This is a genomic window from Flavobacterium sp. IMCC34852, from assembly GCF_030643905.1.
Taxonomy (GTDB): domain Bacteria; phylum Bacteroidota; class Bacteroidia; order Flavobacteriales; family Flavobacteriaceae; genus Flavobacterium; species Flavobacterium rivulicola.
In genome coordinates this window covers 1,292,303-1,310,023 of sequence record NZ_CP121446.1, presented here as the reverse complement: position 1 = coordinate 1,310,023, position 17,721 = coordinate 1,292,303, and the positions used below count along the sequence as shown (strand labels likewise).

12 protein-coding genes are annotated in these 17,721 nt (G+C 36.5%); 2 read left to right on the top strand and 10 right to left on the bottom strand.

Annotation, left to right across the window (positions count from 1 at the left end):
* Nucleotide 1: 1 nt before the first annotated feature.
* The 9 genes from P7V56_RS05625 to sucC all read right to left on the bottom strand — a co-directional run bounded on the left by P7V56_RS05625 (nucleotide 2) and on the right by sucC (nucleotide 14,037).
* Entirely contained in the window at nucleotides 2-2,215 is a 2,214-nt protein-coding gene (locus P7V56_RS05625) for a beta strand repeat-containing protein (protein ID WP_171222693.1), read from the bottom strand.
* A 444-nt stretch (nucleotides 2,216-2,659) separates the two neighbouring features.
* Nucleotides 2,660-3,943 carry a citrate synthase gene (locus P7V56_RS05620; RefSeq protein WP_171222692.1) on the bottom strand — a complete coding sequence of 428 codons (1,284 nt, stop codon included), beginning with the start codon at nucleotides 3,941-3,943 and terminating at the stop codon, nucleotides 2,660-2,662.
* A gap of 184 nt (nucleotides 3,944-4,127) precedes the next feature.
* Nucleotides 4,128-6,719, bottom strand: a complete 2,592-nt coding sequence (locus tag P7V56_RS05615) for a DUF7619 domain-containing protein (protein WP_171222691.1) — start codon at nucleotides 6,717-6,719, stop codon at nucleotides 4,128-4,130.
* A gap of 110 nt (nucleotides 6,720-6,829) precedes the next feature.
* Nucleotides 6,830-7,588 (bottom strand): LytR/AlgR family response regulator transcription factor, encoded by a 759-nt coding sequence (locus P7V56_RS05610; protein WP_171222690.1) that lies wholly within the window; start codon nucleotides 7,586-7,588, stop codon nucleotides 6,830-6,832.
* 30 nt (nucleotides 7,589-7,618) lie between these two features.
* Nucleotides 7,619-9,580 (bottom strand): tetratricopeptide repeat-containing sensor histidine kinase, encoded by a 1,962-nt coding sequence (locus P7V56_RS05605; protein ID WP_171222689.1) that lies wholly within the window; start codon nucleotides 9,578-9,580, stop codon nucleotides 7,619-7,621.
* Between the two features lie 105 nt (nucleotides 9,581-9,685).
* Entirely contained in the window at nucleotides 9,686-10,423 is a 738-nt protein-coding gene (locus P7V56_RS05600; RefSeq protein ID WP_171222688.1) for a class I SAM-dependent methyltransferase, read from the bottom strand.
* A gap of 4 nt (nucleotides 10,424-10,427) precedes the next feature.
* On the bottom strand, nucleotides 10,428-11,384 hold the full coding sequence (locus P7V56_RS05595; RefSeq protein ID WP_171222687.1) for a glycosyltransferase family 2 protein: 957 nt from the start codon (nucleotides 11,382-11,384) through the stop codon (nucleotides 10,428-10,430).
* The gene (locus tag P7V56_RS05590) at nucleotides 11,384-12,694 is read right to left on the bottom strand and encodes a glycosyltransferase family 39 protein (RefSeq protein ID WP_171222686.1); all 1,311 of its coding nucleotides are present in this window, start codon (nucleotides 12,692-12,694) and stop codon (nucleotides 11,384-11,386) included. Before P7V56_RS05590 ends, P7V56_RS05595 begins: the two co-directional genes overlap by 1 nt.
* Before the next feature lie 149 nt (nucleotides 12,695-12,843).
* The gene (gene sucC, locus P7V56_RS05585) at nucleotides 12,844-14,037 is read right to left on the bottom strand and encodes an ADP-forming succinate--CoA ligase subunit beta (RefSeq protein WP_171222685.1); all 1,194 of its coding nucleotides are present in this window, start codon (nucleotides 14,035-14,037) and stop codon (nucleotides 12,844-12,846) included.
* A 186-nt stretch (nucleotides 14,038-14,223) separates the two neighbouring features.
* On the opposite strand from sucC, the gene P7V56_RS05580 reads away from it, so the two are divergent.
* Together P7V56_RS05580 and lysA are read left to right on the top strand one after the other, a co-directional pair.
* Nucleotides 14,224-14,631, top strand: a complete 408-nt coding sequence (locus tag P7V56_RS05580; protein WP_171222684.1) for a hypothetical protein — start codon at nucleotides 14,224-14,226, stop codon at nucleotides 14,629-14,631.
* 86 nt (nucleotides 14,632-14,717) lie between these two features.
* A complete protein-coding gene (gene lysA / locus P7V56_RS05575; RefSeq protein WP_171222683.1) occupies nucleotides 14,718-15,923 on the top strand; it encodes a diaminopimelate decarboxylase in 1,206 nt (401 codons plus the stop codon).
* A 36-nt stretch (nucleotides 15,924-15,959) separates the two neighbouring features.
* Here lysA and pafA read toward each other — a convergent pair whose 3' ends face one another.
* Nucleotides 15,960-17,570: an alkaline phosphatase PafA gene (gene pafA, locus P7V56_RS05570; RefSeq protein ID WP_171222682.1), complete on the bottom strand. Its 1,611-nt coding sequence runs from the start codon at nucleotides 17,568-17,570 to the stop codon at nucleotides 15,960-15,962.
* Nucleotides 17,571-17,721: the final 151 nt, after the last annotated feature.

The window sequence follows — 17,721 nt, the reverse complement described above, 5'->3', positions numbered from 1 at the left end:
ATTATTTAGTTTTTGCTATCAAAGCTTGTATTTGTGCTTTCAACTCTTCGATTTCTTTGGTATTTTTTTCGATGGCTTTGCCTTGTGCTTCTATTTTTTTGTCTTGGTCGATAATATAAAGCGTTAACTCTTCTATTTTCTCCATTTGTTTGGATTGCATTTGAGCAACATCGATTCCATTTTTAGCCAATTCTTCAGCAGAATCTACTCCCGGCAAATGCTTGTTGGCTTTTACAAAAGTTTCTACTTCTTTTAGTGGCATTAATTTGTAGTCATTGGCAAAAACATAATCTGCCCAATTAGCTGAACTTCTCAATGCCACTTTTACTTTTTCGGTTAAAATTCCGCCTTCAACAAATAGTCTGTAATCTCCGGTAGTACTCGGGTAAGAAGCGGTTGCTCCCAAATAAATTTTACCATTGGTATTGCTGTTTCCGGTACTGAACCAAATGTTACTGTTGTTCATTTCCACAATTCTGTTCCCGCCTACTGTGGTTGCTGTGTTGATTGCACCATTATCGGCATAAAGACTAGTGTCATTTGCGCTAACCACATACGGAGTTCCTGCTGAACCATCGCCTAATACAGTCACGTTATTACCCGCAGTTACTGTAGTTGACTGTAATGTGATAGAACCACCACCATTAGACAAAGTGACTATAGCCCCATTTTGTGTTATAGATTGTGGTCCGTGAGTTGGTAAGACAACGCTGTTTCCATTAGAAATAGAAAGCACTTGTCCGTTTAAAGTTAAAGTTTGTTGATCAGTATCAGTCATATTCGGTATGGTAACTGAACCACCGCCATTTGAAAGCGTAATAGTATTTCCTGTTTGAGAAAGTGTTTGCGGCACGTCAGGTGGGAGAACAACGCTGTTACCGTTAGTAATAGAAAGTACATTTCCGGCTAAAGCTAAATGTTGTTCATCCGTATCCGTATCGACTACTGTTGGAATGGTTACCGAACCTCCACCGTTGGATAATGTAATTGTGTTTCCGGATTGAGAAATCGTTTGCAATTCATTTGTGGTGCTTCCGTCTACCTCATTCAAAAGATACTGTGGTAAATTTACCGGAGCACTTGCCACACCATTAACCGTTGTTACCAATTGGTTACCAGTAATGCTGTTTGAAATTGAATTCACGATAGGAGCCGAAGCCTGAATATTATTAACATTAGTGGTCATCAAATTGGCATTGGATGCCATAACATTAGTATTAGTCAAACCGGCCATTCTTTGTAAAACGACATCTCCATTGGCATTCACCGTCAAAAATTTGGTTGCTGTTTGGTTGGAAGACGGATTGAATTGACTGGTCAAATTGGTAAATCGAAGTCCGGAATTACCATTTACACCATGCGTTATCTCTACTTTATTATTAGGTGATTTGTTTCCAATCCCTACTTTTCCTTCAACTAACATACCGTTTAATGGAGCCAAAGTGGTATTGGCTGCTGTAGTAGCTGCATTCGGAACATAATTTCTTCCTATTACCATTCCGCCTCCTAAATCGAGTCTGTTGGCCGGAATTACATTATTTCCTAAACCAATTCCAACGTTACCGGCTTTGTTCACAAAAATCCTTTGGTTACCTAATCCATCAGCTAAAATTATAGTTGCATCTGTATTATTACCGGCCATTTTTGCGGAAGAAGGTGTAGCTTCTAAACTAACATTTCCTAAAAAAACATTATAACTTCCGTTGATTAAATTTTTCGCGGTTTCTGCTCCAATAAAAATATTGTTATTCCCTGAAACTAAATTTTTTGGTGTATTTATTCCTAAGGCAATATTGTTGCTACCGGTTGAGTACAACAAAGCACCATAACCAATGGCTGTATTGTTACTTCCGAAAACATTTGATTCCATCGCTCTGTGACCAAAGGCAATATTGCTTTTCCCTGTTAAATTATTCCATAAGCTTCGGGTACCAAAAGCACTGTTAAGTGAACCGGTAGTGTTGTTTGCCAAAGATTCGTTACCAAAAGCACTGTTAAAACCTCCGGTTGTAACAGATAATACTCTTGCACCAAAAGCATTGTTGCTATGACTGGTATTGTTCATCAAAGCATCTTTACCAAAACCCGTATTAAAATTTCCGGTATTATTGGCACCTGAATTTTCTCCTGAAAATGTATTGTCAACCTGTGCGGTGGATTCAAAAACAATTGTCAAAAGAACTAAAGTCGTAAATAAAAAGTATTTTTTTTTCATAACTAAAAAATTTGGGGCATTAAAAAATAATTTAAAAACTCATTTGTCAGGGTGTTTTGGGTTTGGCTTGAAATTTTCTTTTTAACACTCTTACGGTATTTTGTAGGTTGGCCATGAGAGTGTTATTACGCGCTTATATTTTATACAGCCAAATTTATAGCATTGTTTTAAAAAAATCCATAAAATACATATTTAATCGATTAAATACATCTTTTTCATGAATATATATTTAATATTCTTACATTTTAAATATAAAGCCTGACTGTTTTAAGCTTGGTCAAAAATTGCAAACAACACAAAAAATAAGGTTATTTTGACATCACATCTTGAAAACCAAGGGAATAAAAAATATTGAAGCTGTCATGAGAATAGGCTCTGATGAGAAAAGCCACAAAAAAACTCCTTGCTTTTGGGCAAGGAGTTTTTCACCATAGTTATTTAAAACTATCTTTTATCCATCGGTTGGAAATCTCTTAATGGATAACCGGTATAAACTTGTCTTGGACGACCTATCGGTTCTTTGTTGATGCGCATTTCTTTCCATTGTGCAATCCAACCCGGTAAACGTCCTATAGCGAACATAACGGTGAACATTTCGGTTGGAATTCCTAAAGCACGGTAAATAATTCCGGAATAGAAATCTACATTCGGATATAATTTTCTGGATACAAAGTAGTCATCCACTAAAGCCGAAGCCTCTAATTTTTTGGCAATATCCAAAATAGGATCATCAACCCCTAGAGTATTTAAAACCTCATCGGCTGCTTTTTTAATGATTTTGGCTCTTGGGTCAAAGTTTTTATAAACGCGGTGTCCGAATCCCATCAAACGGAACGGATCATCTTTGTCTTTGGCTTTTGCCAAATATTTATCGGCATCACCACCATCTTTTTGAATGGCTTCTAACATTTCCAAAACCGCTTGATTGGCACCACCGTGTAATGGTCCCCAAAGTGCCGAAACACCAGCAGAAATAGACGCAAACAATCCGGCATGAGACGAACCTACAATTCTAACGGTAGAAGTCGAACAGTTTTGCTCGTGGTCTGCATGAAGGATGAATAATTTATCTAAAGCGTCAATTACTACGGGATTGGCTTTGTATGGTCCGGTTGGTAATTTAAACATCAACTGCATAAAATTATCAACATAACCTATAGTATTGTCGTAATAGTTCAATGGATAACCCATCATTTTTCTGTACGTCCAAGTGGCAATCACCAAGAATTTACCCATGGTTTTACAGACAGCTTCGTACATTTCTTTTTCATTTTCTACATCCACCACTTTAGGGTTAAAAGCAGTAAGTGCACTGGTAAGTGAAGACAAAACGCCCATTGGGTGAGCTGTTTTAGGAAAACCATCAATGATGTTTTTCATTTCTTCATTAACCAATGTATATTTTCTGATATCATTTTCAAACTGCTCTAGTTGGGCTTTAGTAGGCAGTTCCCCGAAAATCACCAAATAAGAAACTTCAAGAAAATCGGCTTTTTCGGCTAAATCCTCAATGGCATAACCACGATAGCGAAGTATACCTTCTTCCCCATCCAAAAAAGTAATGTCACTTTTACAAGAACCCGAATTTTTATAACCCGGATCAAGTGTGATAGCGCCGGTTAAGGCACGAAGTTTTTCAATGTCGATAGCGGCTTCGTTTTCACTTCCTACAATTACAGGAAACTCATACTTTACGCCATCAAGTTCTAATATAGCTGTTTTAGACATGATATAAAATGGAAATAAATCTTGATAAATTAATAATTTAACAAAATTAGGGAATTCGAAATGAAATAAAAAAGAATTACGGCAACGTTTTCGTTAATTATTTGATAAATTTTGCAAAATTGATATATAAATAAAAAAAGGCGCACTTGCGTACGCCTTTACTGCAATTCATTTAACCCAAAATTTATTGCTTCACTAACTTTTCTACTTTTATTCCTTTATCAGATACCACCCTGATAAAATACACACCGACATTTTGGGCAGCAATATCGATAGTTGTATTATTTTCATTTACTATATTGGTTTGCAAAATTCTGCCTTGTACATCAAACAACTGAATTGATTTGATATTAAAATCGCCTTTAATATTGACAATTCCATTACTTGGATTCGGATAGATACTAACGGAATTATCGGTCTCAAAATCAGGATTGCTGAGCGCTTGGAAAATGGTCTCATAATCATTGGTTTCTACCGGATAATTATAATCAAAATAAATGTTGGCTCGTTTGTTTACATTATCGCCTTGTTGTAATGAACCTCTTGATTTTACTTTAAGCAATACATTACCATGACCGCCGGATTCCAGCATAATATTCTCGAAAATAAATTCAACTGTATTGCCATTTACACTGGCAAATACTTCATGTGAGGCGTTTAACAACTGTAACGAATTGACATCAAAATCAGCAGGATTAACATCAGTACGTACAACAATATTTTCAGCTGGTGCCGTACCAGTATTCTCAAATCGAATCATATAATGTAAATAATCGCCTATTTCACTAGGAGCTACTATATCGCCTTCCAGACAAGTAACATCGTTTGGATCATATGACCCAACCACAATTTGATTAAATACAAACAAATTATCTGTAGTATTCTCATCACCGTTTTGCGGTAAAATTGATGTTGTAAATGTCAAGATATCAGCAATATTAACAGGATTAGAATCGGTTGGCGCATTGATATTGAAAGTAACCAATATGAATCTGCTTTCAAAAGGTTGCAAATTGGCATAATCCCAAGAAAGACTTCCTGTTCCTACTGAAGAAGCAGCAACTGATGTTGACACAAAATCCATTAAATTTTGATTATAGAAAAAATTAATACCATATTGTTGGGATAAAATCTGATTTCCCTTGTTGCGGTAAACTATTTTATAAACCGCATCAAACCCTGGACGTGCTGGTATTACCGGTGAAATAACAATCTCTAAATCCGGATGTACACCATTAGCTGTTACACAAAAATTCTGTGTGGCGGTATTGTTATTATTATCGGCAAAAACCACATTAGCCGAAGAAGGCGAAAAAGTAAACCATGATGGATTTTCAATGTTGGGTGTTAAATCAAAACTACCTGCTTGTGTATAGAAAGTATATTCACCTTGAGCATTTGTAAAAGAAGAACCTTCAACTGTACCATCATTGATATTAAACTTCATATAAGGATGAAAGGCATCATTAGTATCACAACCATTGTTGTTAGCATCAAATGTCAATGTACCTGTTATGGTGTTATAATCGCCACCCGGCACAAAAGAGCAGTAACTGGTAATGGGAACTGTAGGTGGATTGGCAATCAAACTATAAGTAAAAGTATCGCCTTCATCAACACAGATGTACATTAAATTGGGCAAATTGGAATGAGAACTTGAACTATAATTTATGGTATTTACCGTTCCACTTTTTAAGTTAATGTGCGTCAGATTAGGGTTATCTGAGTAACTCAAACTATTCAATAACGGACTGTTTGAAAAATCTATTTCACTTAATAAAGTAGAAGCACCTCCGAAACTGGTTAAATTAACCAAACCTGAAAAGTCACAACTAGCAATTGGGTTGAACGAGATTAAAAGTTGTTGCAACAGTGATAAATTAGACAAATCTAATGAGCTAATATTGTTGTTGTTCACCGACAAACCTCTTAAATTAGGATAACCGGATAAATTTATAGTAGCATAGCCATTGGAACCTGCCCATAAAAATTTCAAGGCCGGCATTGAAACAGGCAATACCAAATTGGCAATTTGATTGTTCTGAATATTGAGCTCTTCCAAGTTGTTTAAATTTGTGAAGCCTGAAGTATCTGTTAGGTTATTACCGCTGAGGTTTAGTTTCTTTAATAAAGGATAATTTACAATAGGGATACTAGTCAAATTACTGTTACTTAAATCTATTTCAGTTATCACAGGTGAATTTGTTATAGATAAATTACTGATGGCACAATCAAATGCGGTCAATCTGTTTAATGAGGTTAACCCAATCAAATTCAACTCGGTCAATTGTGTATTTCCCCAAATCCCAACAGTAGCAAGATTAGGCAAGTTGGTTAAAGTCAACGAAGTAATATTGCTGTAAATAAAATTAAAGTTGGTTAATGCCGGTAAATTGGAAAATGAAAAAACCGTACTGCCATTAGTATATCCTGAAAGACTGATGGTTTGCAACTGGGTCATGCCACTTAGATTCAGATTACTAATAGAATTTGAATAAGAACCAAACCCGGTAATATTTGAAAAATTCTCAATCCCTGTGAAATCTGTAATTCCCGCTGACTGTATAGACAATCCGGTAATGGCTAAAGCCTCGGCAACTTGAATTTCTCCATCTGCGTTAGTATCAATAGTAGCATAACCATTTGGACCAAAAGCTGTTGAAATAGACGGATTGGCATTGACCAAAACTGCCTTTAAATTGGCGTCCGGAAAATTGATAATCTGAGCGTTGGTCAATCCTGAGATCAGGAATAGTAAAAAGTATAATTTTTTCATAGTATATAGAATTCGTTTTTGATTGATTTTATTTGACATTATAAATTTACGTCTAGTTGTTATAGTATGTTCAAGCAAATGAGTAACGAGCTATTATGATTTAGAATTCGTTACATCATCTTTAATAATTCCTGCAATCGGTCTTTTTTTCGCTGTGAAATGGGAAGATTACTATTGTCTGCCATAACCACATAACCGCCGTCTTTTTTGATGTAGGATTTCAAATAAGCCAAATTGATTAAGTGACTTTGGTGAATTCTTTCAAATCCGTGTTCGGTTAATAATTCTTCGTATTCTTTTAAGGTTTTCGATATCAAAATCGGTTTGTTGTTTTTGATGTAAAACTTGGTGTAATTGTCTTCGCTTTCGCAACGAATAATATCACTTACTTCAAAAAGATGGATACCATCGGAGTTCGACAAGGCAATTCTTTTGAAATTATCGACTTTCTTTCGGATATTCTCCAACAACAAATCGATATGCGCCACGTTATCATTCTTGTCAATGACTTCTTTTAATTTGCCTATTACTTTTTCTAATTCTTCCGGATCAACAGGTTTTAACAAAAAATCCAAAGCGCTGAATCGGAATGCTTTGATAGCATACTGCTCATGAGCCGTAATAAAAATAATTTGAGAATTCAACTTCCCTTTTTTATTGACTTCTTCCAATAAATCAAAACCCGAACCATCACCCAAATGGATATCCAAAAACAACACTTGTGGCGGATTTTGCAGCAACAACGGCACACCGGTTTCTACACTATCAGCTTCACCAATAATCCTGATTTCAGGGGCATAACGGGTCAACAGACTTTTCATCCCGTTTCTCAAATTGCTGTCGTCGTCAATTAATAAGGCTGTAATCATATGGGTTTCGGGTTAACTTTGAACTCTGAACTATTTAATATATTGAATCGGCAAATGCAACGTTACTTTAGTTCCTAAAATCTCTTCGGGATTGGTCTTTATTTCTTCTATTTTGAATTCTGTTTTTTGTTTGGTCGTTGATTCTATCATTTCCAGACGCTTTTTGGTAATATCCAACGCCATTGATTTGTGGGCAACCACCGAATTTTCTTTTTGGGCTTTGGATTCATTAAAACCAATGCCATTGTCTTCCACCGTACAAATCAAACTGTCTTTTTCTACTGTAAAACGCACGGCGATACTTCCGATTTCTTTTTTGGGAATCACTCCGTGAATGATGGCGTTTTCTACAAAAGGTTGCAACAACAATGGCGGTAAAGCCACATCGTCTTCAATGGCATCGCTTTTAAAAATTGAAAACGTAAATTTATTATTAAAACGCAATTGTTCCAATTCTAAATAGTTTTGCAAACTCTCAATTTCCTTATCCATAGGAATTAATGATTCTTTAGAATATTCTAAAGTCAATCGCATCAGCTTAGAGAATTTCGACAAATATTTGATGGCCGAATCGGTACCATTTTGAACTATAAAACTCGATATCGAACCCAAACAATTGAACACAAAATGCGGATTCATTTGCAAATGCAAGGCTTTCTGCTCGTATTCGGCTAACTCTTTTTGAAGAGTTAAATTCTTTTTGAGTTGGATTCGGTTGTAAATCAAAAAAGCAATTCCGAAAAGCAACAAACCAAAAATAGCAGCAAAAAAGAGTTGTAAAGTGTTTCGCTTAGATTCTTCTTTGAGCAATAAATCTCTTTTTTCAATTTCTTTCTGGTGAATGGCTTCGCGTTTTTCGAAATCAAAATTCAGTTCTTCCTCAACGCTTTTTCTAATATTTTCTTCATTGGTTAAGCTGTCTTTGGCCTGACTGTACTTTTTAAAATGCGCCAAGGCCAAAGCCGGTTTATTTTGTTTGGCATAAATGTCACTTAATAATTTTTCGGCGAGAACTACTTGTTCCAAAACTTTGATTTCTTTGGCCAATGCCAATGCCTTTTCCGCCATATTGGTCGCTTCTTTGAGTTTGTTTTGCTCTAAAAACAATTGGCCTAAATGAATGTAACTATCGCCTACTCCGAATTTGTCTTCGATACTTGCAAAGGTCTTAATCGCCGAATTCCAATTAGACACCGCTTGTTCAGTCTGCTTCGAGGCTTTGTAATACAATCCAACATTGTTAAACCATTCGCCTAAAGCTCTCGGATTTGGGTTTTTGTCTAAAGCGGTTTTGGCTTTGCTGTAGTAATCAAAAGCTTTGGGTAAATTGTTTTGTTTTAAGTAACCGTTTCCAATATTAGTATAAGTAATCCCTAAGTTGGGATCATTCCGCTTTTCTTGTATTTTTTGGGCTTTGATGAAATATTCCAAAGCTTTAAAATCAGAAGATTGAGATTTATAAACGATACCGATGTTGTTGTACAATTTGGCACATTTTTCTTCGTCCTTAAGTTGTTCGTAAATTGTAACCGCTTTCAAATAATATTGTAATGCTTTCGAATAATTACTTTGTTCCGAAAAAACAATGCCGATACTTCCTAAAGCTTTGGCTAATCCTTTTTGATTTTCTGAATCATTTTTAACGGTTATGGTTTCAAAAAGATATTGAGCATCGGTAAAATGTTGTAAAGCTTTGGCGTAATTTCCTAAGATAATATTGGCGTTACCCATATTGAGTAAGGCATTGCCTTTGGCCAATTGGTAATCAATTTTTTGGGCCAAATCAAACGCTTTTTGGGCATAATCCAGCATCTGTTTCGGATTACTGGTTTTGTACTGATCGGCTATTGCATTGAGCAATTCGGCCTTATCAATATCATTTTTGGTTTTGGGCAATACCGAAACCAAACTGTCTAATTTTTGGTTTTGTGACCAACCCAGCACAGAAAACAACAGCAACCCAAATAAAAGAAAGTATTTTTCTATTCTCATTCGTACATTTATGTAATGTTCCAAACAAAAATAGTATTTCCTTTCGGTTGAAATGCTCAAAATGAGTATTTAGCTCTTTTGAATTAGAATTTGAAACAAAGTAGATTAGGCTTTTCTTTTGGCGATACAAAAAGTACTCACACCAAACGGGAAGTTGACCATTTTCAGCAACTTATTCTCAAAAACAATCAGCTGTAGTAAAATCTTATTCACAAAGGCATTACCAATAGAAATATCACTTTCTCCGGTTTTGTTTTTTTGAAAAACAGCCGATACTTTTCTGAAAAGATACACCGGCAAAAACAAAAAGAAGTTCCAATAACTCGATTTGAGAATTTCCAAGTTTTCGTTAGAGATTTTGGCTCTTAATTCGGCATTGGTATAACGTCGGTAATGCATGTTTACTTCATCGTGGTAACTCCACAACGACATAAAAGCCGGCACAAAAACATACATCGTTCCACCTACTTTGAGTAATGATTTCCAGTTTTTCAGGGCTTGTTTATCATCTTGTAAATGTTCCAAACAATCGGAAGCCACAATGATGTCAAACGATTCGGTTAAGGTTATATTTTGCGCATCCATGACAAAAGCATTCGGAATACCGTTGGCTTTGCAATTGGCTATAGCTTTGTCACTGATGTCAATTCCGTACAAGTTTTCGAGCGCAAAACCCAATTTTTCCAAGTCTTTCAAAAACACACCCGAAGAACAACCAATGTCTAATATTTTGCTGTCTTTCGGCGCATTCTTCAGCAAGTCGAGTAAATATTTTCTTCTTGATTTGAACCACCAATGGTCGGTTTCCACGTCGTGGTATTTTTTCTCAAAATCTTTTTCCATGTTCTTACTCTACTCGTTTATCAATAAAATAACGTGGTCTTTGTTTAACTTCCGAATAAATTTTGCCGATATATTCACCTAAAATCCCAAAACAGAATAACTGAACACCTCCCAAAAAATACATCGGTAAAACCGTTGAAAGCCAACCGGGAACTACGTTTCCGGTATACAAGGCAAATAAGGCATAACCGGTCATCAGCAAACAAAAGAAAAAGATAACAAAACCAATAATAGTCACCAATTTCAAAGGATAATTACTAAAAGAAGTTACACCGTTCCAAGCAAAAGCCGCCATTTTTCGGAACGGATATTTAGACTCGCCGGCAAATCGCTCTAATCGGTCGTAATAAACCAAGTCTTTGTTAAAACCTATCGTTGGAATGATTCCTCTCAAGAACAAATTCACTTCACCAAATTCGGCCAAAGCATTCAAAACTCTTTGACTACACAAACGGTAATCGGCATGGTTGTGAATGATATTGACCTTCATTTTCTTCATCAAATTGTAGAACAACAAAGCGGTATTTCTTTTGAAAAAAGTATCGGTTGCTCTTTCTTTGCGAACACCATACACAACATCAATTCCCGATTTGTATTTGATTATCATTTCTTCAATCACGCGAACGTCATCCTGCAAATCGGCATCGATAGAAATCAAAGCATCAGCTTCGTCCTTAAAAGTCAGTAATCCAGCCAATAATGCTTTTTGGTGCCCAACATTTCCGGCCAATTTCAGTCCTTTGATATGGGTTAATTGCGACGCTTTTTCTTCAATGATAGACCAAGTCTTGTCTTTGCTCCCATCATCCACAAAAACAGCAAAGCTCTTTTCGGAAATGATATTGCGCGCCACTAAATCGGCTATGATGGCATTCAGCTGTACCGAAGTTTCAGGCAACACCAATTCCTCATTGTAACAAGGAGAAACTACGCCAATTATAGGTTTGTGATTGTTTTCCATTAGCGGACAGATTTAGTAGTGAAAACAAATTTAGCAATATAATTCACTTTTCTTTGCATCCATGGCAAACGGTATAATCCGGCGGCACTCATAATATACAAAGCCACTCGGGCCGGAAACATATAACGCGGTTCCATATAGGTCAATCCGTGAAAAACCAATAAGGCCACAATTACACCCCAAAAAAGCCAATAATTGATAAGATTCTTTTCTTTAAACAAAAACAAAGTGGCACCGAGTATGATGATAATATTGATAAAATTAATGATGAAAATAACCAACCAATAGCCCATCACACCATGAATAGGTCCGAGATGAAAATCTTTAGGTTTTACGCTATTGATGAAATACATATGACCATAAAAACATTTGACAAAAAACTGTCTGGTAAACAGAAAAGGATGTTCCAAGGCATCATTAATCAAGAATTCCCGATAAACATCACCGTGAGAGCGTTTGGTTTCCTCCATTATTTTACCCAAAGCTTCACCGCTTTTACCCCAATTTTGATAATCCTTGCTATCCGGTCTGATGTCGCTTTCCCAAAAACGGAAATCGGTTGGTTCTTCTCGGAACTGAAATCGGCCTTGATGTGCTACAAAATAAAACAGCCCTTCCTGATTATAGCCGCTTTTGGTTCCGGTGATCATTTTGGCGAATTGTAATGTTCCATAGCCCATTAATCCAACACAAGTAAAGGTCAAGGCTAATCCTTTTCCATAGGTTGAAAAAAATTGTTTTTGCTTGATAAAAGAATAAGCCATCAGTAAAAACCCTACTGCCAATAACAGCATCGTATTAGGTCGGTTCAGAATCAAAAACCACAAACCGAACAGCAACAATAACCAACCCGATTTTTGGTTAGGTTCTTTTATGATTTTTGACCAACCGTATAAACCCAAAGTCAGCGAAAAAAATGCCGGCACTTCGGCCAAAATCCCTAGAGAATAATAACAATGTATGGGAAAGATAAAGAACAACAATACACTGAGCAGCCCGACTTCTTTGGAAAAAAGATTGGTACCAATTTTAAAAATCAGCAATAAACTTATGGTAATGATGATAAAAGTAAATACCACGGCATAAACCCAAAGTTGATTATCCGAAGCCTCTGAAGGCGCTATCAAATAAGGCGGCGAGTAAAAAAACACCGGCCCGGGCGCTTTGGTAATAGTGACTTTGTCATACCCGATGTCTCCTTTTAAATACAAAGCCAAATGCTTTGCTTCTTCATGAAAGGTCATATCTCCAAAAGGTTTTGCTTTAAAAGGCAAATTGAGCACAACAATCATCATTAGTGATGAAATCAAAATGATTAACAGGTTTACCCTTTTAGTGGAGAAATTTTTAATATCCATTTACCGTTTGACTTGGTGATAAAAATAAAGCCGAAAAATAATAAAAAAACCCGAGCTTTCACTCGGGTTTTTTACTTTGTATTTTTAAATCGTATATCTTCTTAAGATAATGCTGCTTTTACCTGATCGGCTGCTTCTTGGAATTGAACAGCAGATAAAATAGGCATTCCTGAATTATCAATTAATTCTTTGGCAATTTCAGCATTGGTTCCTTGTAAACGAACAATAATAGGTACTTTAATAGCGTCACCCATATTTTTATATGCATCAACAACTCCTTGCGCCACACGGTCACAACGAACAATTCCACCAAAAATATTAATCAAAATCGCTTTTACGTTTGGATCTTTTAAGATGATACGGAAAGCGGTTTCTACACGCTTGGCATCCGCGGTTCCGCCCACGTCTAAGAAGTTCGCCGGTTCAAAACCTGCATATTTAATTAAGTCCATAGTAGCCATGGCTAAACCTGCTCCGTTTACCATACAACCAACAGTTCCGTCAAGGTCAACATAGTTCAAACCTACTTCTTTGGCTTCTACTTCGATTGGATTTTCTTCACGAATGTCGCGCATGTCAGCATATTTTGGCTGTCTGAACAAGGCATTATCGTCTATATTTACTTTGGCATCAACCGCCATAATTTTGTTGTCAGAGGTTTTTAAAACCGGATTGATTTCAAACATAGAAGCGTCTGAACCGATATAAGCATTGTATAAAGCCTCTACGAATTTCACCATTTCTTTGAATGCATTTCCGGAAAGTCCTAAGTTAAAGGCAATTCTACGAGCTTGAAAACCTTGCAATCCTACAGCCGGATCAATTTCTTCGGTGAAGATTAAGTGTGGTGTGTGCTCAGCTACTTCTTCAATATCCATTCCGCCTTCAGTAGAATACATAATCATGTTTCTCCCTCTGGCTCTGTTTAAAAGAACTGACATATAAAACTCAGAGGTTTCACTTTCCCCCGGATAATAAACATCTTCTGCGATTAAAACTTTGTGTACTTTTTTACCTTCAGGTGGGGTTTGAGGAGTTTTCAACATCATCCCGATAATTTGTTCTGATATTTCCTCAACTTGTTGCAGGTTTTTGGCCAATTTTACGCCACCGCCTTTTCCTCTTCCACCCGCGTGAATTTGTGCTTTGATTACATGCCAACCTGTTCCTGTCTCTGCAGTCAATTGTTTGGCTGCCGCTACTGCTTCTACGGGACTGTTTGCCACAATGCCACGTTGAACTCGAACGCCATAACTGGCTAAAATCTCTTTACCTTGATATTCGTGTATGTTCATAATAAATAGTTAGTTTTTGAAGTACTGAAAAACGAATTCAGCTTAATGTGCCACAAAAGTAATTAATTACAACCAAACCAAAAAGAAATGTATATCAATTTAGTATATTTATCAAACGGAAAGATTTTTTAAAAAATCGCGCAACCCTTTTGAAGCCGGATCATCTGATTTTTAAATCAAAAGACCATGAAAAAAATAATCATATCACTGAGTATAATGCTGCTGGTTTTTCAATCAAGTTGCAGTAATGATTCAAATACAAATCCCAACACCATACAAGGACAATGGAAATTGGTTAATGTCAGCGGTACTTTTGCCGGAATTGACAACGATTTTGAACCCGGATTAATTACCTGGGATTTTAATCAGACCACGCAAATGGTAAGCATAGTCAATAACAATACTGATACAGACAAATGGGACGTATTTGAAACCGGTGTTTACAATTACCAAATTTTGGAAGATCCTGAATTTCCTTGTGGTGAGATTATCAAAATTGACGGAATCGATATGGGTTGCTTCTTGGTTACCAACAATAGCTTGGTGATTGACCAATCGATTGCTGATGGTTTTAGACTACAATTTGTGGAATAGCTTTCAAAAAGCACGAATTCTGCTATTTTTTTCTTTGGAATTGCGCCACTTGAGACTTAGCTTTGCAGCTTAATTAAATAACAATTATGCAACCGACAGAATTAGAACAATTGGCCCGTGAATTCGGGAATCCACTTTATGTGTATGATGCTGAAAAAATTGAGTTTCAGTACAATCGTTTAACCAATGCTTTTGCCAAGGTAGAGAAGCTTAGAATTAACTACGCAATGAAAGCCTTGTCAAACATTTCTATTCTGAAGCTACTGAAGAACTTGGGTTCTGGCCTTGATACCGTTTCTATTCAGGAAGTACAATTGGGCTTGCATGCCGGTTTTACCCCGGACAAAATCATCTTTACACCCAACGGCGTTTCATTCGAAGAGATTGAAGAAGTAGCGAAATTGGGCGTTCAAATCAATATTGACAACCTTTCGGTTTTGGAACATTTTGGTACCAAACACCCTAAAGTGCCGGTTTGTATTCGTATCAATCCGCATGTAATGGCCGGTGGAAACGAAAACATTTCCGTAGGTCATATCGACAGTAAATTCGGAATTTCTATTTACCAAATTCCACATATTTTACGCATCGTGGAAAACACTAAAATGCACATCAACGGTATTCACATGCACACAGGTTCAGATATTTTAGATATCGAAGTGTTTCTTTATGCGGCTGAAATTTTATTTGACGCGGCGAAACAATTTAAAGATTTAGACTTCTTGGACTTTGGTTCCGGATTTAAAGTGCCTTATAAAAAAGGAGATATCGAAACCAATATTGAAGAGTTGGGTAAAAAATTAACCAAGCGCTTTTTGGCCTTCGAAAAAGAATACGGTCGCGAATTGACTTTGGCTTTCGAACCCGGGAAATTCTTGGTAAGTGAAGCCGGTTATTTTTTGGCCAAAGTGAATGTAATTAAGCAAACAACCTCTACGGTTTTTGCCGGAATTGATACCGGATTTAACCACTTAATACGTCCGATGTTTTACGGTTCTCAACACACCATTGAAAACATTTCGAATCCGAAAGGAAAAGAACGTTTCTACACCGTCGTAGGTTATATCTGTGAAACAGACACGTTTGCCAGCAACCGCAGAATTACCGAAATTCATGAAGGCGATACTTTGTGTTTCCGCAATGCCGGAGCGTATTGCTTCTCGATGGCTTCCAATTACAACTCGCGCTTTAAACCGGCGGAAGTTTTATGGAAAAACGGCAAAGGCCATTTGATTAGAGAGAGAGAAACCTTTGAAGATTTGTTACAAAACCAAATTTTGGTTGAAGTATAAAAAGAAAACCCCGAAATTATCTTTCGGGGTTTTTTATTATTTGTCAAGTACTTCTAAAAGCACTTCACTATCAGTCGCATTGGGCAAAGTTATTTTTAATTTTTGTGCCAAAGTCGGAGCGATTTGCGTAATTACTTTTTTATCAAAAGATTCCCCTTTTTTGATGTTCCAACCATAAAACACCAGTGGCACATTCGTATCATAAGCATAAGGAGAACCATGTGTCGCACCGGTTGCGGAATACTCTACAAAACCGGGTTTGTACACAAAATACAAATCTCCGTTTTGGGTTGGATCATAGCCTTTGTGAACAAAGCCCAACAATTGGTCATTGCTTGAAGAAGCTAAGATTTCTTCTTCGGTATACACTCTTTTTACATAATTTTTGGTGTATAAAAAGTCTCTGAAACTTTGCTTTACTTTGTCCAAATCCAAGCCTTTGGTTTTAATTACTTCTTTGTCGAAGTGAACATTATAGCTATCGTATTTCAATAATAAATTAGCCCCGAATGTTTGTTCGGAAAAGGCAATCAAATCTTTGGAAACATCTTTATAACTGATGTTATCCACGTTGTATTTGTGCTCTTTTAAGTGAGTTGAATTTTCGGAACAAGCGTGATCTGCAGTCATGAAAACCAAATAATTTCCTTTGCCTACGGTTTTATCTAAATAGTTTAAAAAATCGGCTATGGTCAAATCCAAGCGCAAATAAGTATCTTGAATTTCTATCGAACGTGGCCCAAAAGTATGTCCGATATAATCAGTAGAAGAAAAACTAACCGCTAAAAAATCGGTGATATCATCTTTTCCCAAAGCTTCTTTTTCGATAGCTCTTTTGGCCAAATTGGCTAAAACATCATTCCCGAAAGGCGTGACGCGCAAAACACCGGCATCATTTCCTTCATACATTTCTTTTAAATTGTATGGAAAAACCGGTTCTTTTTTATACAGCTTGCCTTCATAATTGTTGGCATCTGCCAAACTTTCATTGTAAGTTGCTATGGGTTTTAACAAAGACCAACCGCTGTTTAGATAAGGCAAATATTGTTTCTCTTTATTGAATTCGTCCACCCATTTTGGCAACGTATTACCATAAAATGAACTCGAAATAAATTCGCCTGTTTTGGTATACCAAAAAGCCCAATCCGCAAAATGTCCGGCCGGAAGAATCGCGCCACGATCTTTGATGCTCATACCTATGACTTTGCCTTTGAAATTGGTACTGAGTTTTAATTCATCGGTTATGGTCGTTGCCTGAAGATTTTTTGGAGACATTTTCCCTTCTTTCTCTGTTCCCGGAACTAAGGTCGTTACGCTTTCATCATCGGTACAATACACTTCTTTTTTTAGCGTACGATGAAACCATTCATTACTCACAATTCCATGCATTGCCGGAGTTGTTCCGGTGTAAATAGAAGCGTGTCCGGGCGCAGTATATGTTGGCATATAATTGTAATGCATATTGTGAAAAGTATAACCGTCATTCATCAATCGCTTAAATCCATTTTCAGAGAAATCGCTTTGAAAACGGTACAAGTATTCCATTTTCATTTGGTCAATAACAATACCAACCACCAGTTTTGGTCTTTGTTGGGCCGAAAGATTGGAAACGATTAGTAATGACAATAAGGAGAATATTTTTTTCATTGAAGTGTATTATTGGATAACAAAAATAGAGATTACAACTGAATCCTTGCTGAATATTTATGTTAATGTAAAGTTAGGTTTTCACCCAAAAAACAAATGCATACTGATTAGAGTATGCATTTGATTCAAAATCCCAATTTAATAACAACAT